At 71.0% G+C, this 24,460-nt stretch carries 18 protein-coding genes; 9 read left to right on the forward strand and 9 right to left on the reverse strand.

The genetic code is table 11. The features are described from left to right. Positions 1-28 precede the first annotated feature (28 nt). The 4 genes from ACZ601_RS02145 to ACZ601_RS02160 all read right to left on the reverse strand — a co-directional run bounded on the left by ACZ601_RS02145 (position 29) and on the right by ACZ601_RS02160 (position 5,079). On the reverse strand, positions 29-991 hold the full coding sequence (locus ACZ601_RS02145; protein WP_440574144.1) for an urea transporter: 963 nt from the start codon (positions 989-991) through the stop codon (positions 29-31). A 354-nt stretch (positions 992-1,345) separates the two neighbouring features. Continuing rightward, positions 1,346-1,522, reverse strand: coding sequence for a hypothetical protein (locus ACZ601_RS02150; protein ID WP_440574143.1), 177 nt, complete (start codon positions 1,520-1,522; stop codon positions 1,346-1,348). A 348-nt stretch (positions 1,523-1,870) separates the two neighbouring features. Further along, on the reverse strand, positions 1,871-3,391 hold the full coding sequence (locus tag ACZ601_RS02155; protein ID WP_440574054.1) for an SDR family NAD(P)-dependent oxidoreductase: 1,521 nt from the start codon (positions 3,389-3,391) through the stop codon (positions 1,871-1,873). 191 nt (positions 3,392-3,582) lie between these two features. Beyond that, the gene (locus ACZ601_RS02160; RefSeq protein ID WP_469532104.1) at positions 3,583-5,079 is read right to left on the reverse strand and encodes an MFS transporter; all 1,497 of its coding nucleotides are present in this window, start codon (positions 5,077-5,079) and stop codon (positions 3,583-3,585) included. Positions 5,080-5,292: 213 nt separating this feature from the next. On the opposite strand from ACZ601_RS02160, the gene ACZ601_RS02165 reads away from it, so the two are divergent. The 5 genes from ACZ601_RS02165 to ACZ601_RS02185 all read left to right on the forward strand — a co-directional run bounded on the left by ACZ601_RS02165 (position 5,293) and on the right by ACZ601_RS02185 (position 10,221). Next, entirely contained in the window at positions 5,293-6,195 is a 903-nt protein-coding gene (locus ACZ601_RS02165; RefSeq protein ID WP_440574052.1) for an RNA polymerase sigma factor SigF, read from the forward strand. Positions 6,196-6,393: 198 nt separating this feature from the next. Beyond that, positions 6,394-7,614 carry a PP2C family protein-serine/threonine phosphatase gene (locus tag ACZ601_RS02170; protein WP_469533788.1) on the forward strand — a complete coding sequence of 407 codons (1,221 nt, stop codon included), beginning with the start codon at positions 6,394-6,396 and terminating at the stop codon, positions 7,612-7,614. Then, positions 7,604-9,223 carry a sensor histidine kinase gene (locus tag ACZ601_RS02175; protein ID WP_469532106.1) on the forward strand — a complete coding sequence of 540 codons (1,620 nt, stop codon included), beginning with the start codon at positions 7,604-7,606 and terminating at the stop codon, positions 9,221-9,223. Before ACZ601_RS02170 ends, ACZ601_RS02175 begins: the two co-directional genes overlap by 11 nt. Beyond that, positions 9,220-9,663: a response regulator gene (locus ACZ601_RS02180; protein WP_469532108.1), complete on the forward strand. Its 444-nt coding sequence runs from the start codon at positions 9,220-9,222 to the stop codon at positions 9,661-9,663. Before ACZ601_RS02175 ends, ACZ601_RS02180 begins: the two co-directional genes overlap by 4 nt. A gap of 102 nt (positions 9,664-9,765) precedes the next feature. Continuing rightward, positions 9,766-10,221, forward strand: coding sequence for an ATP-binding protein (locus ACZ601_RS02185; protein ID WP_469532110.1), 456 nt, complete (start codon positions 9,766-9,768; stop codon positions 10,219-10,221). A 53-nt stretch (positions 10,222-10,274) separates the two neighbouring features. Here the strand turns inward: ACZ601_RS02185 and ACZ601_RS02190 are convergent, their stop codons facing one another. Then, on the reverse strand, positions 10,275-11,450 hold the full coding sequence (locus ACZ601_RS02190; RefSeq protein ID WP_469532112.1) for a PP2C family protein-serine/threonine phosphatase: 1,176 nt from the start codon (positions 11,448-11,450) through the stop codon (positions 10,275-10,277). Between the two features lie 80 nt (positions 11,451-11,530). On the opposite strand from ACZ601_RS02190, the gene ACZ601_RS02195 reads away from it, so the two are divergent. Both ACZ601_RS02195 and ACZ601_RS02200 read left to right on the forward strand, forming a co-directional pair. Then, positions 11,531-12,028, forward strand: coding sequence for a MarR family transcriptional regulator (locus ACZ601_RS02195; protein WP_440574047.1), 498 nt, complete (start codon positions 11,531-11,533; stop codon positions 12,026-12,028). A gap of 276 nt (positions 12,029-12,304) precedes the next feature. Continuing rightward, complete coding sequence (locus ACZ601_RS02200) at positions 12,305-12,637, forward strand: STAS domain-containing protein (RefSeq protein WP_440574046.1); 333 nt, start codon at positions 12,305-12,307, stop codon at positions 12,635-12,637. 72 nt (positions 12,638-12,709) lie between these two features. Here the strand turns inward: ACZ601_RS02200 and ACZ601_RS02205 are convergent, their stop codons facing one another. From ACZ601_RS02205 to ACZ601_RS02215, 3 genes are all read right to left on the reverse strand, one after another. Beyond that, positions 12,710-15,073, reverse strand: a complete 2,364-nt coding sequence (locus ACZ601_RS02205; protein WP_469532114.1) for a GH92 family glycosyl hydrolase — start codon at positions 15,071-15,073, stop codon at positions 12,710-12,712. Positions 15,074-15,201: 128 nt separating this feature from the next. Further along, a complete protein-coding gene (locus tag ACZ601_RS02210; RefSeq protein WP_469532116.1) occupies positions 15,202-17,805 on the reverse strand; it encodes a PA14 domain-containing protein in 2,604 nt (867 codons plus the stop codon). A gap of 268 nt (positions 17,806-18,073) precedes the next feature. Then, positions 18,074-18,775, reverse strand: coding sequence for a (2Fe-2S)-binding protein (locus ACZ601_RS02215; protein ID WP_469532119.1), 702 nt, complete (start codon positions 18,773-18,775; stop codon positions 18,074-18,076). Between the two features lie 232 nt (positions 18,776-19,007). On the opposite strand from ACZ601_RS02215, the gene ACZ601_RS02220 reads away from it, so the two are divergent. Further along, on the forward strand, positions 19,008-20,375 hold the full coding sequence (locus ACZ601_RS02220) for a DMT family transporter (RefSeq protein WP_469532121.1): 1,368 nt from the start codon (positions 19,008-19,010) through the stop codon (positions 20,373-20,375). On the opposite strand, the gene ACZ601_RS02225 is transcribed toward ACZ601_RS02220, so the two are convergent. Next, entirely contained in the window at positions 20,345-21,721 is a 1,377-nt protein-coding gene (locus ACZ601_RS02225) for a transglycosylase family protein (RefSeq protein WP_469532123.1), read from the reverse strand. The genes ACZ601_RS02220 and ACZ601_RS02225 overlap by 31 nt on opposite strands. Before the next feature lie 216 nt (positions 21,722-21,937). On the opposite strand from ACZ601_RS02225, the gene ACZ601_RS02230 reads away from it, so the two are divergent. Then, positions 21,938-24,460 carry a glycoside hydrolase family 3 C-terminal domain-containing protein gene (locus tag ACZ601_RS02230; RefSeq protein WP_469532124.1) on the forward strand — a complete coding sequence of 841 codons (2,523 nt, stop codon included), beginning with the start codon at positions 21,938-21,940 and terminating at the stop codon, positions 24,458-24,460.

Here is a 24,460-nt window from a genome sequence, read left to right on the forward strand (position 1 = left end):
AGGGCGCGGGGCCCGGGGGCCTGGACGGTCAGCCGCTCCGGCGGAGCCGGGGCAGCAGCGGCACGGCGGCCATCAGCGCCCAGGTCGTGAGAATGAACGGCCAGGTGAAGGTGTGGCCGCCGAAGGTCTTGAAGATGGACGTCAGCGAAGCTGTGAGCCCGGTACTGACGGCCGCGCCGAAGAGCGCGTACGCACCGTTCCAGACCGTGTTCGCCAGGAACACCGCGCCGAGGGCGATGGCCACGAGCACCGCGTTGTATCCGTAGATGCCGTTGGCGATCAGCGCCGTCGGGGCGCCGAGCACCCACGCGGCGACGATGCCGGCCACGCTGCCGCCCGCCGCGTAGAGCACGACGCGCGGGCCGGCCAGGGCGAGGCCGACGAGCATGATCAGCCCGACGTACCAGCTGTCGATCAGGAAGACCTGCGAGATGTTGTTGAAGAACGCGTGCCACAGGGCGGTCCAGGTCCACCCGGTCCCGCCGGTGGTGGTGCTGGCCACGGAGGCCGGATCGCCGTGCCAGACCCGGGCGAACGAGGGGGCGCCGACCACCATCACTCCGGAGACCAGGCAGAAGGGCGCGGTGAGCGGGGTGAGCCCGTAGGGCGCGAGGAGGGTGCCCAGGGCGGCCATCAGAACGGTGCACATGACGGCGCCGACGACGGTCAGCACATAGGTGGCGAGATGGTTGCCCAGCGAGGAGACGAGGGCGATGCCCGTGAGGCAGCCCGCGTACCCCTGGAGTCCGAGCGCGATCCCCGACCGGTCGACGGCGAGGGCGTAGGCGGTCGCGGTGGCGATCAGGGTGCCGAGCGTGGCGTAGAGGCCGTTCTGCCAGCCGGACACCCACAGCGCGACGAGGATCGCCACACCGGTCAGCAGTCCGGCCTGGAGATCGACCTGCCCGAACCCCCGCAGCGAGGCCAGTACGTACGCGGACGGCTGACGGCTCTCCAGCCGCCGGACGAATTCCGGCTCGGCGAGGGGCAAGGCTGACTCCAGCGACTCGACGGCGAGGAGGCCTCCGTCCCGACGGGCCGGGGGCGCATCACTACATATGCCATCAAGACATAGAGTGTTCGGATAATCGCGCTGCGGGGTCTCCAGTTGACCCACCCGGGTACGGGCTCGCGCGCTGCGCCCCGGCCGGACCCGCCCGTGCCGCCCGCCGGGTCACCCTGGCGGCGGGCTAGCTGCTGCTCACCGTCGGCGCGGGGGTCGGCCTCTCGTTCGCCGGGGCCGCCGTGGCCCGCGCGGCCTTCTGAACGGGGCGCCCGCCAGACGGCAGAGCTCCGGCCCGCGCCCCCGTTCACGGGTGCGGGCCGGAGCTCGGTGGTGCGACGCTCAGTCGATGCCGGGCAGGATGTGCGGCTCGGCGAGGTCGTCCTCGTAGCCGGCCAGCCGGATCGGCGCGGACCTGGCCCAGACCTCGATGTTCCGGAGCTTCTCGGGCCTGCGGGCCCGCTCTCCGGACCGTTCGGCCGGTCGCTCCTCGTGCTTCGTCAGTTCCGGTGTCGTCACCGCGCACTCCTTTGTGTCGCGTAACCCCGGGCGTCGCCGACGCTCCGGCTCCTATACCGGCACGTCGACCGCCCGCCGGGGCGGGGGAAGGATCAGCTTCGGTCGCGGTGGCGCCGGGTACGGGGCGGGACGGCGGCCTGGTTGACAGGCCTGTCCCGGGGCGGCCGGGGAATCTTCGTGGATCCCTCGGTTGCGTCCGTTCCTCTCAGAGTAACCAAATGAGCGCCGCTACGCTCGATGGAACGTGTGCCCTGGGTCACTTTCAGCCACCGGGCACGGAAAAGACCCGGCCCGGGAGACTTCCCGGGCCGGGTCCGCGGCTCCGTGCAGGGGCGCCGTTCCCGACCGCTACCAGTTCGCCGGGGCGTAGTCCTTGAGGAAGCAGCCGTACAGCGCCTCGCCCGCCTCGCCGCGCACGATCGGGTCGTAGACGCGGGCGGCGCCGTCGACCAGGTCGAGCGGGGCGTGGAAGCCCTCCTCCGCCAGCCGCATCTTGTCGGGGTGCGGCCGCTCGTCGGTGATCCAGCCGGTGTCGACGGCGGTCATCAGGATGCCGTCCTTCTCGAACATCTCCTGGGCGCTGGTGCGGGTGAGCATGTTCAGCGCGGCCTTGGCCATGTTGGTGTGCGGGTGCCCCGCTCCCTTGTAGCCGCGGCCGAACACGCCTTCCATCGCGGAGACGTTGACCACGTAGGAGTGGGCCGACGCCGTCGCGGCCATGGCCGGGCGGAGCCGGCTGATCAGGATGAAGGGCGCGGTCGAGTTGCAGAGCTGGACCTCCAGCAGCTCGATCGGCTCGACCTCGTCGACTGTCTGGATCCAGCTGTTGCTGTGGTGCAGGTCCGGGACCAGGCCGCCCGCGTCGATGGCGGTGCCGGCAGCGATGCGTTCGAGCGAGGCGGATCCGGTGACCAGTGCGAGATCGGTGACGTCCTGCGCGCTCAGCCCCTCCTTGCGGGCGGCGGGCAGCGCGGCGACGCGGTCGACGGTGCCGCTGCCGAAGGTGCCGATCACCTCTGCGGCGGGGAGTTCACCCGCGGGCAGCGGGGCGGACTCGGCACCGAGCAGTTCGCTGTACGCCTGCGGTGAGCGGCGCACGGTCTGGGCGGCGTTGTTGATCAGGATGTCCAGCGGGCCCTCGGCGGCGACGGATTCGGCGAGCGCGACGACCTGCGCGGGGTCGCGGAGATCGATGCCGACGATCTTCAGCCGGTGGATCCACTCGTCGCTGTCCTCCATCGCCTTGAAGCGGCGGATCGCGTCGTTGGGGAAGCGGGTGGTGATCGTGGTGTGCGCGCCGTCCCGCAGCAGACGCAGCGCGATGTACATGCCGATCTTGGCGCGGCCCCCGGTGAGCAGCGCCCGGCGGCCGGTCAGGTCGGTGCGCGCGTCGCGGCGGGAGCGGTTCTCCCGGGCGCACGACTGGCAGAGCTGGTGGTAGAACGCGTCGACCTCGACGTACCGCGTCTTGCAGATGTAGCAGGACCTGGGGCGCTGGAGGACGCCCGCGATCTCCGCGGCGGCGGAGGAGGACGGCAGGACGCCCTGGGTCTCGTCGTCGATGCGCTCCGCCGAACCGGTCGCGGTGGCCTCCGTGACGGCCTTGTCGTGCGCGGTCTTGGCGGCCCGGCGCTCCTGGCGGCGGCGCTGCTTCACGGTCCGGTAGATGCCGGCGGTGGCGCGGCGCACCGCGATGGCGTCCGGGTGGTCGACCTCGATGGCGTCGAGCTCGTCGAGCACGCCCAGGCAGACGGCCAGCCGCTGCGGGTCGATACCGGGGCCGAACTCCCCGGCACCGGGACCGAACTCCTCAGTACCGGGCACGAGCTCCTCGGTACCGAGCTCGGGACCGTCCTCTGTCACCGTCATTGCCGTTCCTCTGTTGCTTGTGCCGCCGGATTCTCCCGGCGACCGTGGCGCGCCGCCGAGCCGGACTCACGAGGACTCGCATCCACGGGACTGAAGGTCCGGCCGCGGGCTTCTGCGCGAAGCCGCCGCACTGCGGGCCGAACGCCCCCACCAAGTTTGCCATGCTCCGGCGGCTGCTCCATTCGAGTGCGTCAGCCTGGTTCGCCCGAGGGCCGCGTCCCGCTTCCGCCGGCATCCCTCCGGGTGCTCAGCGGCGCGGCGATGTCCTCAAGGGACCGGCCCTCCGCCGCGACCGCGAAGAAGCAGGCCACCAGCCCGGCCGCGATCATGAGCCCGGCCCCGATGCAGAAGGCCAGCGCGGTGTCGGCCACCACGCCGCTCTCCGTGAGGTCGGCGAAGACGAGGGGTCCGGAGATTCCGCCGGCGGCGGTGCCGATGGCGTAGAAGAAGGCGATCGCCATCGCGCGGGTCTCCATCGGGAAGATCTCGCTGACGGTCAGGTAGGCGGAGCTGGCACCGGCGGACGCGAAGAACAGCACGACGCACCAGCACGCGGTCATGGTGACGGCCGAGAGCCACCCGCTGTTGAAGAACCACGCGGTGACCAGGAGCAGGACGCCGGACAGGATGTACGTCCCGGCGATCATGGGTTTGCGGCCCGCGGTGTCGAAGAAGCGGCTGAGCAGGAGCGGTCCGAGGAAGTTGCAGGCGGCGATGACGGCGAAGTAGTAGCCGGTGGCGCCGCTGGACACGTCGAAGAACGTGACGAGGATCGAGCCGAAGCCGAACGTGACGGCGTTGTAGAGGAACGCCTGCCCGATGAAGAGCGAGAAGCCCAGCACGGCGCGTTTCGGGTAGGACCGGAAGACGGTCCTGGCGATCAGCCCGAAGCCGATCCCGCCCCGCTGCTCGACGGTGATGCTCGTCCCGGCCTCCGGGAGCTTGCGCCCCGTCTGTGACTCCACCTCACGTTCCACCTCGGCCACGAGCTTCTCGGCTTCCTCGTCACGGCCGTGGATGAACATCCAGCGGGGGCTCTCCGGCACGTGGCGGCGTACGAGGAGGATGACGAGTCCGAGGACGACCCCCAGGGCGAAGGTGAGACGCCAGCCCACGTCCTTCGGGAAGATGGACGTGTTGAGGGCGAGCACGGAGAGCAGCGAGCCGGCCACGGCGCCGAGCCAGAAGCTGCCGTTGATGATGAGGTCGACACGTCCCCGGTACTTGCTCGGGATGAGTTCGTCGATGGCCGAGTTGATCGCGGCGTACTCCCCTCCGATCCCGAAGCCGGTGAGGAACCGGAAGAGGAAGAACCACCAGACCGAGAAGGAGACCGCGGTGAGTGCCGTCGCCAGGAGGTAGACGGCGAGCGTGATCAGGAAGAGCTTCTTCCTGCCGTAGCGGTCGGTGAGCCAGCCGAAGACCAGCGCGCCCGAGCACGCCCCCGCGACGTACATCGCCGCGGCGATTCCGGTGACCTGGCCGCCACTGATCGGCAGACCGCTGCCGTCCTCGGAGAGCCGGCTCGCGATGTTGCCGACGACCGTGACCTCCAGGCCGTCCAGGATCCAGACCGTCCCGAGCCCGATCACGATCATCCAGTGCCACCCCGACCAGGGGAGCCTGTCCAGTCTCGCCGGAATCCTGGTCGTGACCGTGGCCGGGCCCGCGGAATCGCTGTTCGCCATGGCATCTCCCTGCGCATCGGATACAAGACAGTGCCCGCGAATGCGGGCCGGCAACATCCCGGATCCAACCGGCACTGGCACAAAATGGCCATAACGGGCACTCATATCCGCTGCCGCCACGGCGGCGAGAAAAAATCGCACCCATTCGGCATGACCTCACTGATGCGGGGCACACGAGGTCTGACGAACTTGGCTAGCAGGAGGGGCGACAACATGGCGGCCACGACGGACCAGACCGGCGCAGTCCTTGGTTCCACCCGCACGTTCTCCGAGCAGACCGGCATCCGTTCGGAGCCCGGCACCTCGGAGCTGCCGTGGATCGAGGACACCGGGAAGGTGGCTCCGAAGGACGCCCGCGCCCTGTCGAAGCTCTTCCTCGACCGGCTCCAGGTCCTCGAAGAGGGCACTCACGAATACCAGTACGCGCGCAACACCCTCATCGAGATGAACCTCTCGCTGGTGCGGTACGCCGCCTCTCGGTTCCGCAACCGCGGTGGCGACGACACCGAGGACATCATCCAGGTCGGCACCATCGGGCTGATCAAGGCGATCGACCGGTTCGACCTCTCCCGTGACGTCGAGTTCGCCACCTTCGCGGTCCCCTACATCGTCGGGGAGATCAAGCGCTTCTTCCGGGACACGACCTGGGCGGTGCACGTGCCTCGGCGGCTCCAGGAACTCCGTGTCGACCTGGCGAAGGCGAAGGAACAGCTCTCGGCGAAGCTCGACCGCGATCCGACGGTCAAGGAACTGGCCGAACTCATCGACCTGCCCGAGGAAGAGATCATCGAGGGACTCGTCGCGGCCAACGGCTATTCGGCGGGGTCCCTGGACTCCCCCTCGGCCGAGACCGATTCCGGGAGCGACCAGCGGTCGTTCGCCGAGATGATCGGTGAGGCCGACCCCGGGATGGAGACCGTCGAGAACCTCCACACGCTGGCGCCGCTGCTGGAACAGCTCGACGAACGCGAGCGCAGCATCGTGCAGATGCGTTTCGGCCAGGAGATGACGCAGTCCCAGATCGGTGCCGAGCTCGGCGTCTCGCAGATGCATGTGTCACGGCTGCTCGCCCGCATCGTCAAGCAGTTGCGGGCCGGAATGTCCGTCGAGGCCTGAGGCCCGACGCCTGGCGTCCGGCAACGGCAACGCACGTAGTGCATCACACAGCAGCTGAATGGCGCCTGCCCGCACTCGGGCGGGCGTCATTCACATATGCTGCCCTGGCGACGGCGGGCGGCCCGCTCGATCACAACGAGAGGGTGAGGCGTGGCTGAGACGCGTACTGGCTCCCACACGCGACACCCGATCAGCGCGATTCTCCCGGCCCAGACCGGGGCACAGCAGGGCGGCCGGGCCTCCGTGTGGGACGTCAACGCCGCCATCCTGCTGGTGGAGGACGACGCGGGCGACGCCCTCCTCGTCGAGGAGATGCTCGCCGACGGCGAGCTGGACTCCGCGCTCACCTGGTGCAAGACACTGACCGAGGCCCTGACCTTTCTGCGCGGACACCGGACACCCGTCTGCGTCCTGCTGGACCTGCACCTCCCCGATGTGCACGGGCTGAGCGCCGTCACGCAGATCGTGGAGACCACTCCGGACGCCGCGATCGTGGTGCTGACCGGGCTGGCCGAGGCCGAGGCCGGTCTCGACGCGGTGGCCACCGGTGCGCAGGACTACCTGGTCAAGGGACGGCTGGACCCGCAGGCCCTGTCCCGCGCCGTCCGCTACGCCCTCCAGCGCAAGCAGGTCGAACGGGCGGCGGCGGCCCTGCGCGCCAACCAGCAGATGGCCCAGGAGAACGCCCGCCTGGAGCGCGGGCTGCTACCGGTACCGCTGCTGAACGACGACGGTTTCGAGGCGGTCGCCCGCTACGAGCCCGGCCGCGCCCACGGTCTGCTCAGCGGTGACTTCTACGACGTGGTCCAGACGTCCGACGGCACGGTGCACGCCGTGATCGGTGATGTGTCGGGGCACGGCGCGGCGGAGGCCGCGCTGGGGGTGTGCCTGCGGGTGGCCTGGCGCACGGCTGTGCTGTGCCGCACCGGCCAGTTGGAACAGATCGGCCTGCTGGAGGAGATCCTGGTCGCGGAGCGGTCCGACCCGCACGTCTTCGCGACCGTCACCTCGCTCGTCTTCCCGCCCGGCGGGGACCACGTCCGGATCGTGCGGGCAGGACACCCGGGACTGCTGCTGCGCCAGGGCACGGACATCGAGTGGGTGGAGCCCGAGGGCGGCATCGCGCTCGGACTGCTGCCCGGTCACGGTCAGTGGATCTCCACCGACCTGACGCTGGCGCCCGGTGCCCGTCTCGTACTCTTCAGTGACGGCCTGTTCGAGGGGCGCACCGGCCCCGACACCCGGCTGGGCGAGGACGGACTGCTCGCGATGGCCCGGAGCCGGGCCGCGCTTCCCGCCCGTCCGTTCATCGACGCCCTGGTCGACGGAGCCGCCGACGCGGCGGCTCCCCACGGCGGCCTCGCCGACGACGTGGCCGTGCTTCATCTCGCTTGGAACAGGACATCTCATGACCAGTGACTCACCGGCGGACTCCCCGCTGCTGCCGGGACGGCTGGCACGGCTGTCGGTCCAGAACTGGGTCCATCTGATCCTGGGCTGCTTCGTCATGGTCGTGTGCGGCTGCCTGGTCATCGGCGGACTCGTACTGGCCCGGATATCCGACCGGACCACCGAACTGGTGGACCGCATCCAGCCCGCCCGCTCCGCCTCCTTCCAGCTGCAGAACGCGCTGCTCGACCAGGAGACCGGGGTCCGGGGCTACGCCCTCAGCGGCGACCCCACCTTCCTCCAGCCCTACGCGACGGGCAAGCACGACGAAGAGCTGCGGCTGGCCCGGGTCCGTTCCGCGATGGGCGGCGCCGAGCCGTACGCCCGTGATCTGGACCGGATCGCCGCGGCCTCCGCGCAGTGGCGCAAGGAGCACGCGGAACCGCTGATCGCCGCCGTCCGCCGCGACGGCCCGCAGGGCCGCGCTTCCGCCAGGACCTCCGAGAGCAAGACCGCTTTCGACACGCTGCGGCGGCTCTACACCGCACAGCAGTCGCATCTCGCCACCGCCCGCGACCACGCCCGCGCCCAGCTCAACGACGCACGCGTCACCCGCGACCGGACCCTGATCGCGCTCGTGGCCTGCTTCGTGCTGTGCGTGATCGCCCTCAGCCTGCTGCTGCACCGGGTGGTGGGAAGGCCGCTCCACTCGCTGACGGAGGCGTCCCGGCACGTACAGTCCGGCTCCTTCCGCCGCCGGATCGAGGTGCGCGGCCCGTCCGACGTGAGGGCGGTGGCGGCTGCCGTCGAGGACATGCGGTGCCGGCTGGTCGAGGAGCTCGACGCCGCCACGGGGCGGGAGGAGCTGCTGGCCCAGCAGACGGAGGAGCTCCGCCGTTCCAACTCGGAGCTGGAGCAGTTCGCGTACGTCGCCTCGCACGACCTCCAGGAGCCGCTGCGGAAGGTCGCTTCCTTCTGCCAGCTCCTGGAGAAGCGTTACGGGACGGAACTGGACGCGCGCGGCAAGCAGTACATCGACTTCGCGGTCGACGGCGCCAAGCGCATGCAGGTGCTCATCAACGACCTGCTGACCTTCTCCCGGGTGGGCCGGGTCCACGACGGCTGGAACACCGTCGACCTGGACCGCTCGCTGGACCGGGCGCTCGCCAATCTGACGCTGGTCATCGAGGAGTCCGGGACCACGGTCGTGCGCGAGGACGCACTGCCCGAGGTGAACGGCGACGGTACGACCCTCGCCATGATCTGGCAGAACCTGATCGGTAACGCGGTGAAGTTCCGCCGCCCGGACGAGCCGTGCGTGATCACGGTCGGCTGCGTCCGGGAGGACGACGTCTGGCACTTCACCGTGACGGACAACGGGATCGGGATCGCCCCCGAGTTCGCAGAGAAGGTCTTCGTGATCTTCCAGCGTCTGCACGCCCGTGACGAGTACGACGGCACCGGGATCGGACTGGCCCTCTGCCGCAAGATCATCGAGTTCCACGGCGGCCGGATCTGGATTGATCCCGAACCCCGCCGGGGCACCCGCATCCACTTCAGCCTGCCGGCCGAGGACGACGAATCCTCTGCCGAGGCCGAGGCCGCCCCACCCGCCGAGATCCCCGGAGATACCGCGTGACCCATCCCGCACAGCCCATCGAGGTCCTGCTCGTCGAGGACGACCCCGGTGACGAGCTGATGACGCGTGAGGCGTTCGAGGACAACAAGATCCGCAACACCCTCCACGTGGTCCGCGACGGACAGGAGGCGCTCGACTTCCTCTACCGCCGCGGCGAGCACGGCGAGGCGCCGCGCCCCGACCTGATCCTGCTCGACCTGAACCTGCCCAAGTACGACGGGCGTCAGGTGCTGGAGCAGATCAAGCAGGACCAGGAGCTCTCCCTCATTCCGGTGGTCGTGCTGACGACGTCCTCCGCCGAGGAGGACATCCTGCGCAGCTACAAGCTGCACGCCAACGCCTACGTCACCAAGCCGGTCGACCTCGATCAGTTCATCGCGGCGGTCCGCCAGATCGACGAGTTCTTCGTGACCGTGGTCCGGCTTCCCGGACGTGCGTAAAATCTGCTGGCACCGGCCGGGAGTGGGATCTCCCGGCGGGGGTACACGATCAGCGAGAAGAGAGGCCTTCACGGTCTCCCCGCCGCGCCTTGGCTGGAGCACATGAACGAACAGGCCATCTCCCGGCCGGACGACTCCCCGGTGGGCGGTCCGCCCACGGAGTCACTGCACGCCGCCGAGGTGTTCGACGGCGAGCCCGGGTGCATCTCTCTGGCACGGGAGCTGGCCGACCGTTTTCTCGCGCGGCTCGTCTCCGAGTGGATGGCCGTGCTCGGCACCCACACCCGCAACGATCTGATGCTGGCCGTGAGCGAACTGGTCACCAACGCCGATCGCTACAGCCACGGCCCCTATCTGCTGGAGCTGGAGGGCACGGCCAAGCGGATCAGCGTCACCGTGTACGACAGCAGCAGCGCGCTCCCGGTCTTCTACTCCCCCGATCCGAGCCGGCTGGGTGGTCACGGCATGGAGATCGTGGTGGCCCTGTGCGACCGGCTGACGGCCGAGCGGGTACCCGTCGGCAAGCGCATCCGCGCCGAGTTCACCCTCAGCAGCTGATCCGGGCCCGCCCCGGCGGTCTCCGGTTCCGACGTCCCACCGGCCCGCGGCGGTCAGCCTTCGCTGTCGTGTCTGCCGAACCAGTCGATGCAGACGACCAGCGCGTCGTCGAGCGGGTCCGATTCGCGGTAGTCCGCGAGCTCACGCAGCACGGCGCCGGGCACCGAGGCGGCGGGCAGCAGCCGGGTCGCCAGAATGGCCCGGGCGAGACCCCGCTCGACGTAGGGCTCGCCGAGCGGCGAGACGGTGTCGTACACCCCGTCGCTGACGAGCAGCAGCCGGTCGCCGGGGACCAGCTGGAGGTACTGGACGTCGTACCGCGACTCCTCGAACATGCCGAGCGGCAGCTGCGCGTCCAGTTCGATGCGGGCGACCTTCCTGCCGCGCAGCCGCCACAGCTGCGGGGAGCCGGCGTCCACCGCGCCGACCGTTCCGGTGGCGAGGTCGAAGCGGAGCAGCAGGGTCGACACGTAGGCGGCGCCGCGGTGCTGGTCGTAGAGCGCCTGGTCGGCGAGTGCGGCCTGGTCCTCGATGCCGATGCCGGCCCTTCTGGCGTTGCGCAGGGCGTTCACGGCGAGGTTGGTGAGCAGGGAGGCCTGGATGCCCTCGCCCATGCCATTGGTCACGGAGACGGTCAGCTGGTCGCCGTCCGCGGCCCAGTCGAAGTTGTCGCCGTGGATGGCGTAGGCCGGCTCCAGCTGGGCGCCGATGGCGTACTCGGCCGCGGTGAACGCGCGGGCGGGGAGCAGCTGCCACTGCATCTCGGCGGCCAGGGTGAGCCGGGCGATACGGCGGGCGCCCTGATACAGGTCGGTGTCCCGTTCGGCGACGATGATCTCGTGGCCCAGCAGGTCGGCCACCTGGGCCAGCTCGTCCATGATCCGCGGGGTGGAGCCGCCTGCCGGGAGGCGGACGGTGAGGATGCCGAGGCGCTCGCCCCGTACGGTGACGGGGAAGTGGTGGTCGACGGCGCCGCCCCGGCCGGCCGGCTCCTCGTGCGGGAGCTGGCTGCCGAACGCCCGGCCCTGCGGGCTGTTGTGCATCGACAGGGTGCGTTCATGCCCCGGCGTGGAGCCGACCGGCTTGAGCACCGTCATTCCGTAGTCCGCCAGCAGCAGTTCCACCGACCGGGCGTCGTACGCCGCGGCGAGTGCGCTGCGCACCGCCTCGACCAGGGCGTACGGTGCGGCCGCGCGTACGGCTCTCTCGATTTCGGTACGGACGTTCACGGTCTTGCGCTCATTCCTCTTCGGGTCGCGGGGGCCGGGCCGGGCTGACAGGAGGGTGTACCGGATGAAAGAGTGGATGGATGCGCCACCGTACCGACCCTCCTCACCGCCTTGAGCGGGTGTCCGAGGACGTGTGTGCCGCAGCGGAACTGCTTGAGGTGTTGTGGGGCCGCGGCCAGGAGGCCGCGCCTCCGGGCACGGTGTCGACCTCGCAGCTGCGGGCCCTCCTCGTCATCGAGAAGCAGGAGGGCAGCAACCTCCGCTCGCTCGGTGAGGCGCTCGGCTCGCGGGCTCCGTCGGTGAGCCGGCTCTGCGACCGGATGGAGGCCATGGGCCTCGTCCAGCGGGAGCCGAGCCAGACGAGCCGTCGTGAGGTCGAGCTGCGGCTGACCGGGCGGGGCCACGCCCTGCTGGAGGAGTACCGGGCGATCCGCACTCGAGAGCTCTCCGCCGTGCTGGAGCGGATGCAGCCCGCCGACGTGGCGGCGCTCGCCGCGGGGCTGGCCGCCTTCCGTTCGGCCGCGGCGCAGCGGCTCACCGCCGACCGGCTCCGTGACGACATCGCGGACAGCGCCTAGGGCGTGTCCGGACTGCCGCGGCACTAGCTTCATCGGGCCTCTGCTTCAGCGTTTCCGAGGTACGCCCCGGGGGGATGCGTCCATTGATCGTTCAAGTACAGATTGTTGCTCCATGGAGAATGTTGTCAAATGGCAACTATTACTTCTATCGTTGGCCTCCACCCGCCGCGAGCAGGACGGACATGCACCGGACCGTCCGCGTCAACCGGTGTTCTCCCCCGCCGTCCAGTGCGTCATGAGGTGACCGTGCTCCCATCCCCCAGTGCCGGCAGAGCCATGAGAATCGTCCCACGCGAGGACCGGGGGGCGCTGGTGCTCGCCGTGACCGGCGACCTCGACATCGATAATGTCGCCCCGCTCGGCGCCGCCCTGGAGAGCGCGGCCGCGGGCGGGGAAGGCCCCGTCGTGGTCGACCTCTCGGACGTGAGTTTCGCGGACTCGACGACGGTGAACGTGCTGCTCCAGGGGCAGACCCTGCTGGGGCCCCGGCTGCGGCTCGCACAGCCGTCCCCGTTCATGGAGCGGCTCATCGGGGTGCTGGGCCTCGACAGCGCGCTGCCGGTCTTCGCGACCGTCACCGAGGCGATCGACCCCCCGCTCCCCCGCTGAAACCCGAACGCCGGGCGCCCTTCCCCCTTGGTGCGGGGGAAGGGCGCCCGGCGTTGCCGCGGACCGGCCGGGTCAGCCGAGCGCGGGCGGAGCGTCCTCGGGCGAGGTGCCCCAGGCCGACGGCGTGTCGCCCACCGTGAAGGAGAGCGAGCGGGCCGAGCGGATGTCGTCCGTGGTCAGGTAAGTGCGCGACTGCTTCGCACCGTCGAGCCGGGCGGACTGGATGTAGCGGTCGGTGTCCGAGGCGCCGGGAGCGCTCACCGTGAGCGAACCGCGCGGGTAGTACCGGCGGTCGAGCTTGATGTCGACGCGCTCGAACGCGGGCGTGGACAGCCCCCAGGTGTCGGTGCCGGGCTGGACCGGGAAGACCCCGATCGAGGACAGCACCATCCAGGCGGACATGGTGCCCAGGTCGTCGTTGCCCGTCATCCCGGTGGGACCGTTGGTGAAGAGCGTCAGGGCCGCGTGGACCACGTCGGTCGTCTTCCACGGCTGGCCGGTGGAGAGGTAGGTGTACGGGGCGATGAGGTCGGGCTCGTTCTGCGGGTTGTACTTGTCGGCGTTGTAGTACGCGTACGGACCGTTGACCCAGACCTCACGGGCGGTCTTCGCGGGGTCGGCCAGCAGCTTGTCGTACGCGAAGAACGAGTCGAGCCGCTGGTTGGCGGCGTCCTTGCCGCCGATCAGGTCGACCATGCCCGGGATGTCCTGCGGCACCATCCACTGGTACTGCCAGGACGTGCCCTCGTGGAAGCCCTCGCTCTCGGCCGGGTCGACCGGTCCGGTGAAGGCTCCGGCGGCGTCGCGGGCGCGGAAGAAGCCGGTCGACGGGTCGAAGATCTTCCGGTAGTTCTGGGCGCGGGCGTCGTAGCGGGCGGCGTCGGCCTTGTGGCCGAGGTCGCGGGCCATCTCGGCGAGCATTCCGTCGGACAGCGCGTACTCCAGGGTGGCGGAGGCGCCGTGGTCGTAGTCGGAGTCGCCGGGCTTGGCGTGCTCACGGTCCTTGATGTACGGGGCGAAGCCGTCCTTCAGGTACTCGGCGTTGGCCTCCCGGCCGACCGGGGCGGAGTCCTTGGGCGGCACACCGTCCGCGTTCTTCTTCAGGGCGCGGTACGCCTCCTCCTCGTACCCCTTCAGCAGTCCCTGCTGGTAGGCGTTGGTGAGGAAGGGGGTGACCGGGTCGCCGGTCATGATGTTCGTCTCGACCGTGCCGTAGCCCCACTTGGGCAGCCAGCCGCTCTCCGCGTCGATCCGCAGGACGGATATCGCCATGTCGCGGGACTCGCGCGGGGCGAGCAGCGAGAGGAGCTGGGCCTGGGTGCGGTAGGTGTCCCAGAGCGACCAGTTCTGGTAGTACGTGAAAGTTCCCTTGGCGGAAACTGCACGGTGCTTCTTCTGGTCCCAGCCGGTGTAGCGGCCGTCCACGTCGCTGCCGACGTTGGGCGCGAGGAAGGAGCGGTAGAGGGAGGAGTAGAAGGTGCGGCGCAGTTCGTCGCTGCCGCCCTGCGCCTTCACGCCTTCGAGGCGGTCCTCCCAGTCGCGCTGCGCGGCACGCTCGACGCGGTCGAAGCTGCGGCCGCCCTCGGCGCGGAGGTTGAGCGCGGCGCCCTTGGCGTCGACGTAGCTCAGGGCGGTGGTGGCCTCGACGGTGCGGTCCTTGCTGGTGTCGAAGCGCAGCCAGGCGCCGTTGCGGGCGTCGGTGGCGGAAGACGTCTTCGAGCCCTCGGTGACGGTGTCGCCGTTCCAGGTGCCGGAGGTGGCGAACGGCCGGTCGAAGTGGGTGACGGTGTAGACCGTGTACGGCTTGGTGTCCTGGCAGAAGCCGCTGCCGGTGATCGCGGTGCGCACGGTGCGGCTGTCCAGGATCTCGACCTTGGACGAGAGCGTCTTGTGCAGCGTCTGTCCCGCGTTGAGCAGGACGTTGGCCTTGTCGGTGGCCGGGAAGGTGTAGCGCTGGACCCCGGTGCGCTTCGAGGCGGTCAGCTCGGCGTCGATGCCGGTCTTGAGCCCGACCTTGTAGTAGCCGGGGCTCGCCTTCTCGTCGTCGTGGCTGAACTCGGCCGCGTACTTGGCGTAGTCGGTCTCGGTGACGTCCCCGGTGGTGGGCAGGGTCGGCAGATCGCCGCCGAGTCCGCAGCCGACGCCGGAGAGGTGGACGGCGGAGAAGCCGCGGATGTGGTTCTCGCCGTAGTCGTAACCGGTGTTGTGGCCGGTGTCCGGGGAGAGCTGCACCATGCCGAAGGGCACGGAGGCGCCGGGGTAGGTGTTGCCCTCGTTCTGGGTGCCGATGAACGGGTTGACCAGATCGGTCAGCCGGCCGTCCTTGTGCGGCGCGGCCTCGGCCGTGGCCCCCGTGGTGAGGACACCGCCCAGGAGGGCTGCGGCCGCGAGTGCGGCCGCCGGGCCGCGCAGTCGCGGCCGTGGGGTCCGGTGCATGGGAATACTCCTTCGGACAACGTTGTCAGAGCGCGATCATTCTTGGTTCCCCGTCAGCCCCCGTCAAGAGGGCGGACGGACCCGCTCCGGCCCGCCCGCGAGGGCCGGACCGGAGCGGGTCGCACGGATCAGCCGGTGGGGCAGCCCGCCACGGCGGGCTGCGAGGCGTCGCGGATCAACGCCTGCTGGGCGTCGTGCACCCGCTTCACATCGGGCTTGACGACCCTGCGGTCGTAGGTGAGCAGACCGTTCAGCTCACCCTCCACGTCGGAGATCTGCGTGTACACCGCGCCGTTGCTGCCCTTGCAGGCGAGCGCGTGCACCTCGTCGAGCTTGGCGAGGTAGTCGTCGGTGTAGGTGGCCGGGTCGACGGCGATGTACGACTGCTGCACGGCCCAGGCGTGGCCGGGGACCGCCAGCCCCAGTCCGCCGTACTCACCGCTGATCAGGGCACGTTGACCGTCCGGCTTCGGCAGTGCCGGGCTCGGGTAGCCGTGCTCGTCGATGATGTCACCGGTGCCCCCGTCGACGCCCAGGTTGATCCCGGACATGCTGTTGACCAGGCGCGTCGGGTCCCAGGACTTGGCCTGGTCGGCGATGCGGGCCTCGTCGTACTGGCCCCAGCCCTCGTTGAAGGTGACCCACATGACGACGGACGGGTGGCTGGAGTGTTCGTCGATCATCTCCTTCATCTCGTGCTCGTACTCGGTGCGCGCGGCGGCCGAAGGAGTGTCGGCCATCGCCGGCATGTCCTGCCAGACCATCAGGCCCAGCTTGTCCGCCCAGTAGAACCAGCGGTCGGGCTCGACCTTGATGTGCTTGCGCACCGAGTTGAAGCCCATCGCCTTGTGCATCTTCAGGTCGTACGCGAGTGCCTCGTCGGTGGGCGCGGTGTGCAGCCCGTCCGGCCAGAACCCCTGGTCGAGGGTGGCCATCAGGAAGACCGGCTTGCCGTTGAGGACGGTGCGCGGGGTGCCGTTCACCTTCTCGACGGAGATGGACCGCATCCCGAAGTAACTGCCGACCCGGTCGGAGCCGACGGAGACCTTGAGCTGGTAGAGGTGCGGGTCGTCGGCGGACCACAGGTGCGGGTCCGGGATCCGCACCTTCAGGGCCGATCCGGTCCGCCCGGTGACGGTGCCCACCTTGCGCTTGCCGTCGTACGCGGTCGCGGTGACGGGGACACCGTCACGTACCCCGCGTACCTCGACCGCGACGCTCTTGCCCGGAACGTCCGGGGTGATCTTCAGCGAGTCCGCGTGGTCGGCGGCGACCGGCTCCATCCAGACGGTCTGCCAGATGCCGGAGGACGGGGTGTACCAGATGCCGCTGGGGTCGAGGCGCTGCTTGCCCATCGGCGGGTTCTCGCCGCCCTTGGCATCGGTCGGGTCGTAGACGCCGACGATCAGCTCCTGGGTGCGGCCGGGCTTCAGCGCGTCGGTGACATCGGCGCTGAACTTGTCGTAGCCGCCCTTGTGTTCGGTGACCTTGTGCCCGTTGACGTACACCTCGGCCTGCCAGTCGACGGCGCCGAAGTTGAGCTGGAGCCGCTTGCCGGAGCCGACCTTCCAGTTCTTGGGCACGGTGAAGGTGCGGCGGTACCACATCCGGTCCTCGTGCCGTTCGATCCCGGAGAGCTGGGACTCGACCGGGTACGGGACGAGGATCTTCTCGCCGAGCTTCCTGCCGACCGGGGGGCGCTCCCCCGCCTTCGCCGAGGCGAACTCCCAGGAGCCGTTGAGGTTCTGCCAGTTGTCACGGGTGAGCTGGGGGCGCGGGTACTCGGGGAGCGCGTTCTTCGGCCCCACCTCTTCGGCCCACTTGGTGCTCAGCTCGTGCGTGGAGTGGTTCGGCCCGCTGGACCAGAAGGCACCGACCCGCTTGCCGTCCTCACCGGCCAGGGCGCCGTCGCCGTCGTAACGGATGTCGGCCAGGCCGGTGGCGTTCCCGGCCTTGTTGCCGACGACCGGTTCCTTGAGGGCGACGGTCAGGCTGCGCGGGTCCTTCCGGTCGGCCTTGACCGCGCCGAGCGGCCACTCGGCGCCGCCGATCACGGCGTCGAGGTGGTTCACCAGGCCGGCCGGAAGCTTCCCGAGCTTCTGCGCGAAGTCCAGCTTGAGGGTGCGTCCGTCCGCGAGGACGGTGGCGGCGATGGCCCCGTCGTACGCGAAGTCGTCGGGCAGCCGGAAGGCGGACTGCGGCACCGGCACCTTCGTGCCGCCGGGCTCGGTCCACTTGAGGTGGAGGTTCGAGCCGCCCTCGTGCTCGAAGTACTCGACCTTGAAGTCGTAGGCCTTGCCCGCGGTCAACTCGACCGGCTCCGAAGTCTGTTCCTTCTCCCAGTCGTCGACCCAGTGGTCGATGACCGGCTTCCCGTCGATCCAGAGACGGAAACCGTTGTCCCCGATCATGGAGAAGGTGTGGGCGCCGGACTTCTCCGGCACGATCTTCCCGGTCCACCGGATGCTGGCGTCGTCGGCCTGCCCGGTGGCCGAGGACAGCCGCGACTCCAGGCTCTGGAAGTCGATGCCCGGGTCGAATCCGGTGGCCTTCAGCTCACCGAAGTCGAAGGCTCCCGGGGCGGACTGGGTGTAGTACTCCCCCTTGAGCCCATGCACGTCGGACGTGCCCCCGGGGTCCTGGTCCGCCGCGGAGGCAGCGGGTACGGCGGACAGTCCCGCGGCGCCGACGACGGCGGCGAGCAGCAGGACAAACTTCTTTCTGATGCGCACGGATCCTCCTTGTGAGGAAGGGTGGCGGCTCGTTGCAACAGGATGTACAACGTTGGAAGGAATGGCAGTTGGCATGACAGCACGACCGATACGGCCCTGTCCAGGTGCATGACATTCGACTCTTCGGAGGGAGTAACACCGGGAAAACCGGCGGCACATCGGCATGGCACGGGGCAGGAAGCACCCCCGCCACGCCGCCCTTCGGCACGCCTGCGACCAGGGGTCCGGCACACCGAAAAGTACGCTCGCGGCGCTCGGGCCAGACGCTTTAGGCGCGCCCCGCCGCGCCGGGCGCGCTGTCGAAGACGCAGTCACCGCACAGGCCGCCGCCCGGAACGCGGTAGTAGAGACAGCAGGTGTTCCGGCGGAATCCGGGGCCGGGCGGGGCGCAGGTGTCGCGCAGCTCGTGGTGGTCGAAGAGTTCGGCCGCCAGGGTCCTGGTGCGGGCGGCGACGTCCGGCCTGCCGTGCGTACGCGCCCAGCCGGTCAGCTGGCGTACGGTTCCGGCCAGTGCGGATCCGGCGTTGCCCCACAGGAGCCGGGACGAGACGGCCGTGTCGCGGCGGATCGCCGCCGCGAGCGGTTCGAGATGGCCGTACTGGACGACGTCCCTGATCCGGGCCGCGGTGCCCGGCAACAGCTCGGCGGAGTCCGTCCACAGGTCCTCCGGCGCCGGCCGGCGCGGGTCCCAGTGGAGGTTCTCCGGCCGCAGGTCGGGGAAGCGGCCCGAGAGTGCCGCGGGACCGAGCGCGCAGGACCACAGCCGCGCGGCCAGGCCCAGCTGCGCCAGGGAGGCGGCAACCCGGCGCTCGGTCGTTCCGAGCCGCTCGGCGACGGTGTCGATGCGGGAGGTCAGCGGCTCCGTGCCGCCCGCGTACAGGCGGGTCAGCGCGCGGTGTCCCTCGCCCTGCGGCGGGGCCGCCCCGAGCGCGAAGAACACGCTCACCGAGGCCGCTCGCGGCTCGTTCATCGCGCTGCCCCCTCCGCTCTCCCGGCCACCTGTCGTGACGCCGCGGATACCAGGAGTGCCACGGCTCGCGGTCCACCGTATCCGTACGGGATGATCGTTCTGACGTCGGTCGCAGGGGGGACTACCGTCGGGAGGAGGACACCGTAACCACTGCCGTACTACCAAAGCAGTACGCCGGATCGCCGTCTCAGGGACGACGACGCGGCGGCTTTGAAGGGCCATCGTGGTGTACATGAGTTCCCTCGCGCTGTCCGTGCTGCTGTCACTGGTCTCCGCGGTCGCTTACGCGGCCGGCGCGATCGTCCAGGAGCGCGTCGCCACGGCCTCCGACGGCCGCTCGCTCGCTCCGCTGCGCAACCGGGTCTGGTGGGCCGCGGTCGCCCTGAACGGGGTGGGAGCGCTTCTGCACGTGGTGGCGCTGGCCTACGGCCCGCTCAGCCTCGTGCAGCCGCTGGGCGCCCTGACCATCGTCTTCGCCCTGCCGATGGCCGCCCTCTTCGTCCACCGCAGGGCCGGGGCGACGGCCTGGCGCGGCGCGGTCATGGCGACCGTCGGGCTGGCGGGTCTGCTCGCCCTCACCGGAAGCTCCGACACCCACACCCTGGGCCGCCCGCAGCAGCTGATGCTCGGCACGGTGACGTTCGGCGCGGTGGCGGCGCTCGTCCTGCTGTCGAAGGTGATGCGCCGGCCGGTGATGCGGAGCGTGGTGCTGGCCGCGGCTGCCGGTGTGGCGTTTGGTATCGCCTCGGTGTTCACGAAGACCGTGGCCATGGAGTGGACCTCCGGCTCGGTGCGGACCGGACTGCCTGCCCTGCTGGTGATCGCGGCCCTCGCCGCCACCGGGCTGCTGCTGTCGCAGGCCGCGTACCGAGGCGCGGGTCTGACCGCCCCGCTCGCGACGGTCACCGTGGTGAATCCGGTGGTCGCGGCGGTCGTCGGCCTCACGCTGTTCGGTGAGTCGTTCCGGCACGGCACCGCGGGCGCCATGCTCGCCCTCGCCTGCGGGGTCGTCGCGGCCGGCGGTCTGATCCTGCTCACCACGGAACGGATGGGCGCGGAGCGCCGGCGGGCCCAGGAGGCGGCGGACGGCGGAGCGCGGCGGGCCGGAAAGAGCGCGGACGAGGCTCCGGGCGCACCCCCCTCACCCGCCGTACCCGAATCCGATGCCTCACCCGGACCCGGATCCGGTGCCGCACCCGATGCCTCACCCGGATCCGGTGCCGCACCCGTCCCCGGCGGGGAGGCCGGGGATTTCGGCGGGCCCGCCGGGTCCCCGGACCCGGCGGGCGCAGCACGGCGGCAGGCCGGGGCGCCTCGGGGCACGGTGGCGTTCCCCGGGCCCGCGGGGCCGGAGCAATCGATTCCGGAAATCCCTCCCAGCCGGCGGTCGCTGCCTGTTCGGACCCCGCCGGAGCTCCGGTCGGTCCAGGTCGCGTTCAGTCCGGGCCCGCGTCCGCCGCACACCGCCGGCGCGGGGCGCGGCGGATCGCCCGCCGGGTCAACCGCCTCACCCTCCGCTGCCGGCGCCACAGCCGTGACGGCCGATGACGCCGGTCGGGGCGGGACCGTTCAGACCTTGACGCCGCCCGCCCTGAGGTAGGCCAGCGGGTCGATGTCGGAGCCGTACTCGGGGCCGGTGCGGACCTCGAAGTGCAGGTGCGGACCCGTCACGTTGCCGGTGGCGCCGGAGCGGGCGATGCGCTGGCCCTCGCCGACCCGCTGTCCGGCGCGCACGTGGAGCGCCGAGAGGTGCGCGTACTGGCTGTACTTGCCGTCGCTGTGCCGGATGACGATCTGGTAGCCGTACGCCCCGCCCCAGCCGGCCGTGACGACCGTGCCGGAAGACATCGCCTTGACCGAGGTGCCGGTGGGCACGGGGAAGTCGACGCCCGTGTGGTAGCCGCTCGACCAGGCACCGGACTGCCTGTACTGGGTGCCGGTACGGGCCTCGACCGGGGCCGTGATCCCGGCGTGCTTCGCGGTGTGCCCGCTCTTGTGGGCCTCGGTTTTGTGAGCCTGAGTCTTGTGGGTCTCGGTCTTCTTGTGGGTCTCGGTCTTCTTCGGTGCGGGCCTGGCCTGCTGCTTGGGCTGTGCGACCGGCTTGGGGTGCGACGGCTTGGCCGTCTGGCTGGGGTGCGCCTGCTTCGGTGCGGGCTGCGCCGTCCGCTTCGGCGCGGCCGGCCGGGCCGCCGGCTTCTGATCGGTCTTCGGGGCGCTCTTCGTGGCCGCTCTCGGAGTACCGGCGAGGTCGAGGCTCAGCCGCTGGCCTGGGAAGATCAGGTCCGGGTCGTCACCGACGACCTTGCGGTTCGCCGAGTACAGCCTCTGCCAGGCACCGAGATCGCGGTCGGCCGCGATCCCGGAGAGCGAGTCGCCGCTCGCCACGGTGTACGAGTCGCGCTTGCCCGGCACCGATGTCGGCGTGCCGGCCGCCGGGGTCTGTTTCGTCCGGGTCTTCGCGGGTGTCGAGGCCCTGGTTTCGGAGGCCTTGGCTTCCGTGGCAGCCCGTTTCGGCGCCGAGGCCTCGGTCCTCCGCTCGGTCTGCGGGCTGATGTCGGGAGAGTCGCCGCCCCGTGCCAGTCCCGCCCGCCCGGAGCAGACCGGCCAGGCGCCCGGCCCCTGCCCCTTGAGGACCTTCTCCGCGATGGCGATCTGCTGGTCCCTGCTGGCCAGGTCGGCGCGCGGCGCGTACTCCGCGCCGCCGTACGCCGCCCAGGTCGACCGGGTGAACTGGAGCCCGCCGAAATAGCCGTTGCCGTTGTTGATGTGCCAGTTGCCGGTGGACTCGCACGCGGCCACCTTCTCCCAGACATCCCCCGAAGCCGCACCCGCAGAGGCGGCCGTGATCAGCGGGAGTGCTAGTCCCGCACCGCCCGCTGTGACCAGCACAGAGGCGCGGTTGATGCGGCTCGGCTGATATCTGCGGTGCCGTCCGTTCGCGGCCATGACTTGGCTCCCCCACTGACAGTAGGACACGTCGCAAGCGGTCAACTTATGTGCTGACAACGGGTGATGACAAGAGCGCGACCGGTAACCCGCTTCAACCCCCGCGCAACCGTTCCCCATTGACACGGCCGACGTCGGCCAGCGACGCTGGCCCAGGTACCACGGGAGAGCGCTCTCCGGATGCGGAGAGGGCTGGGGTGAAGGGACATGGCCGTCATGACGGACGAAGAGATCGATCCGCTGCTGGAAAAGCTCGACGCCGCGCAGAAGGTGCGTCTGCTGACCGGCGGGAGCACTTGGCGCACCCACCCCGAACCGGCTGTCGGAATGCGCGCCCTCACCCTCTCCGACGGCCCCGCCGGGGTGCGCGGCGAGACGTGGGACGAGCGCGAGACCTCGCTCGTACTCCCCTCCCCGACCGCGATGGCGGCCGCCTGGGACGAGCGGCTGCTCACGGATCTCGGCGCGCTGCTCGCCGCCGAGGCCCGCCGCAAGGGGGTGGACGTGGTCCTCGCCCCGACCCTCAACCTGCACCGCTCCCCGCTGGGCGGGCGGCACTTCGAGTGTTTCTCCGAGGACCCGCTGCTCACCGGGCGGGCCGGGGCCGCGCTCATCAGGGGCATCCAGTCCGGCGGGGTCGCCGCCACCGCCAAGCACTTCGTCGCCAACGACGCCGAGACCGACCGGCTGACCGTCGACGTGCGCATGGACGAGCAGACCCTGCACGAGGTCTACCTCGCCCCCTTCGAGGCCGCGGTGGAGGCCGGGGTCTGGGCGGTGATGTCGGCGTACAACAAGGTCGACGGCGTGACGATGTCCGCGTCCCCGCTGCTGGAGAGCCCCCTCAAGAGCGAATGGGGCTTCGACGGGACCGTCGTATCGGACTGGGGAGGCGTGCGGACCCTCCTGGACACCGCCCGCTCCGCACAGGACCTGGTGATGCCCGGACCCGACGGCCCCTGGGCGACCGGCCTGCTCGCCGCCCTGGAACGGGGGCTGGTCCCCCCGGAGGTGGTCGACGACAAGGTGCGGCGGCTGCTGCGGCTGGCGCGACGCGTCGGCGCGCTCGGCTCCCCCGACCCGGTACGGCGGCCCGCGGTGGCCCCCGCGGCGCGGCGTGCCCTGCTGCGCCGCGCCGTCGCCGCCGGTTCGGTGCTGCTCCGCAACGAAGGGCGGCTCCTCCCGCTCGACCCGGCGGCGCTGCGCTCGGTCGCGGTGATCGGCCCGCACGCCACCGCCGTACGGATCCAGGGCGGCGGCAGCGCGGAGGTTTTTCCCGACCATGTGGTGACTCCGCTGGCGGGTATCCGGGAGGCGCTGGGCGGGGAGGCCAGGGTGACCTACCGGCCGGGGCTGCCGCCGTCGCCGCTGCCCCGGCCCCTCGGCCGGGACTGGTCGCGCGACCCCCGGTCGGGGGAACCGGGCGTGCTCGTGCGGCTGCTGGACGCGAGCGGGGCCGAACTCCACGCGGAGCACCGGCTGTCGGGCCGGATCGTGGAGCCCTCCGTCACGGTCGAGGGCGCGGCGGCCGTGGAGATCCGGGCCCTGGTCCGGCCGCCCGTGGGCGGGGTGTGGACCTGGGCGGTGGGCGGCTGGGGCGACATCTCGCTGTCTGTCGGTGGCCAGGAGGTGCTGGCCGGGACCTTCCCGCTGGACAGTGACGATCCGACCCGGGTCCATGTCGCGCCGCCCGAGCACGGCGCGCGGACCGAGCTCGCGGCGGGCGAGGAGGTGGAGGTGGTGGCGCTGCGCTCGCTCGCGCCGCGTTCCGGAGTCGCGACGATCCTCGCCGCCGCCCCGCCCGCCGGGGACGCGCCCGCCGCGCTCGCGGAGGCCGTGGCCGCCGCACGGGCGGCGGAGGTCGCGGTGGTGGTCGTGGGGACCACCGAGCAGAGCGAGTCGGAGGGGCACGACCGCGAGAGCCTCGAACTGCCGCAGGGGCAGGACGCGCTGGTCAGGGCCGTGGTGCGGGCCAATCCGCGCACGGTGGTCGTGGTCAACTCGGGCGGCCCGGTCGCCCTGCCCTGGCACACCCGGGTGCCCGCGCTGCTGCTCGTTTGGTTCCCGGGGCAGGAGGCGGGCAGCGGGCTGGCGGACGTGCTGTTCGGCCGGGCGGAGCCGGGCGGCCGGCTGCCGACCACCTGGGGCGCCGCCCAGGACGACGTACCGGTGCTCGACACCCTGCCCACCCCCGACGGGCGGCTGCGCTACGAGGAGGGCCAGCACATTGGCTACCGGGCCTGGCTGCGCTCCGGCTCCGCGCCCGCCTACTGGTTCGGCCACGGACTGGGCTACACGGACTGGGAGTACGAGGAGCTGACCGCCCCGGCCGGGGTACGGGCCGGGGAGCCGTTCGACGTACGGGTACGGGTGCGCAACTCGGGCCGCCGGTCCGGCCGCGAGGTGGTCCAGGTCTACCTCGCCAGGAGCGGGTCCTCCAGCGGGTCCTCCGTGGAGCGGCCGGTGCGCCGGCTGATCGGATACGCGGCCGTCCGGGCGAGGCCCGGGGAGAGCGCGGTCGCGGTGGTGCGGGTGTCCGGGCGGGCCCTGGCGCACTGGTCGGTGGAGCGGCACGGCTGGGAGACGGAGTCCGGCGGGTACACGCTGCTGGCCGGCCGCTGCGCGGGCGAACTGCCGCTCAGCGCGACGCTGACGGCGACCGGGGCGGCGCCCTCGCCGGGCACCGGTGTTCCGGAGGCGCCGCACCGCGATGGAGAGCGCTCTCCGTCGGTGCTATAA

This window comes from Streptomyces sp. NPDC104307 (genome assembly GCF_055584045.1).

Bases quoted from the DNA above. Each gene is read 5' to 3' on its own strand.
- ACZ601_RS02155 (WP_440574054.1), bottom strand. From the start codon at position 3,391: ATGACGGTGACAGAGGACGGTCCCGAGCTCGGTACCGAGGAGCTCGTG.
- ACZ601_RS02160 (WP_469532104.1), bottom strand. From the start codon at position 5,079: ATGGCGAACAGCGATTCCGCGGGCCCGGCCACGGTCACGACCAGGATT.
- ACZ601_RS02165 (WP_440574052.1), top strand. From the start codon at position 5,293: ATGGCGGCCACGACGGACCAGACCGGCGCAGTCCTTGGTTCCACCCGC.
- ACZ601_RS02175 (WP_469532106.1), top strand. From the start codon at position 7,604: ATGACCAGTGACTCACCGGCGGACTCCCCGCTGCTGCCGGGACGGCTG.
- ACZ601_RS02185 (WP_469532110.1), top strand. From the start codon at position 9,766: ATGAACGAACAGGCCATCTCCCGGCCGGACGACTCCCCGGTGGGCGGT.
- ACZ601_RS02195 (WP_440574047.1), top strand. From the start codon at position 11,531: ATGCGCCACCGTACCGACCCTCCTCACCGCCTTGAGCGGGTGTCCGAG.
- ACZ601_RS02200 (WP_440574046.1), top strand. From the start codon at position 12,305: ATGAGAATCGTCCCACGCGAGGACCGGGGGGCGCTGGTGCTCGCCGTG.
- ACZ601_RS02205 (WP_469532114.1), bottom strand. From the start codon at position 15,073: ATGCACCGGACCCCACGGCCGCGACTGCGCGGCCCGGCGGCCGCACTC.
- ACZ601_RS02215 (WP_469532119.1), bottom strand. From the start codon at position 18,775: ATGAACGAGCCGCGAGCGGCCTCGGTGAGCGTGTTCTTCGCGCTCGGG.
- ACZ601_RS02220 (WP_469532121.1), top strand. From the start codon at position 19,008: ATGAGTTCCCTCGCGCTGTCCGTGCTGCTGTCACTGGTCTCCGCGGTC.
- ACZ601_RS02225 (WP_469532123.1), bottom strand. From the start codon at position 21,721: ATGGCCGCGAACGGACGGCACCGCAGATATCAGCCGAGCCGCATCAAC.
- ACZ601_RS02230 (WP_469532124.1), top strand. From the start codon at position 21,938: ATGACGGACGAAGAGATCGATCCGCTGCTGGAAAAGCTCGACGCCGCG.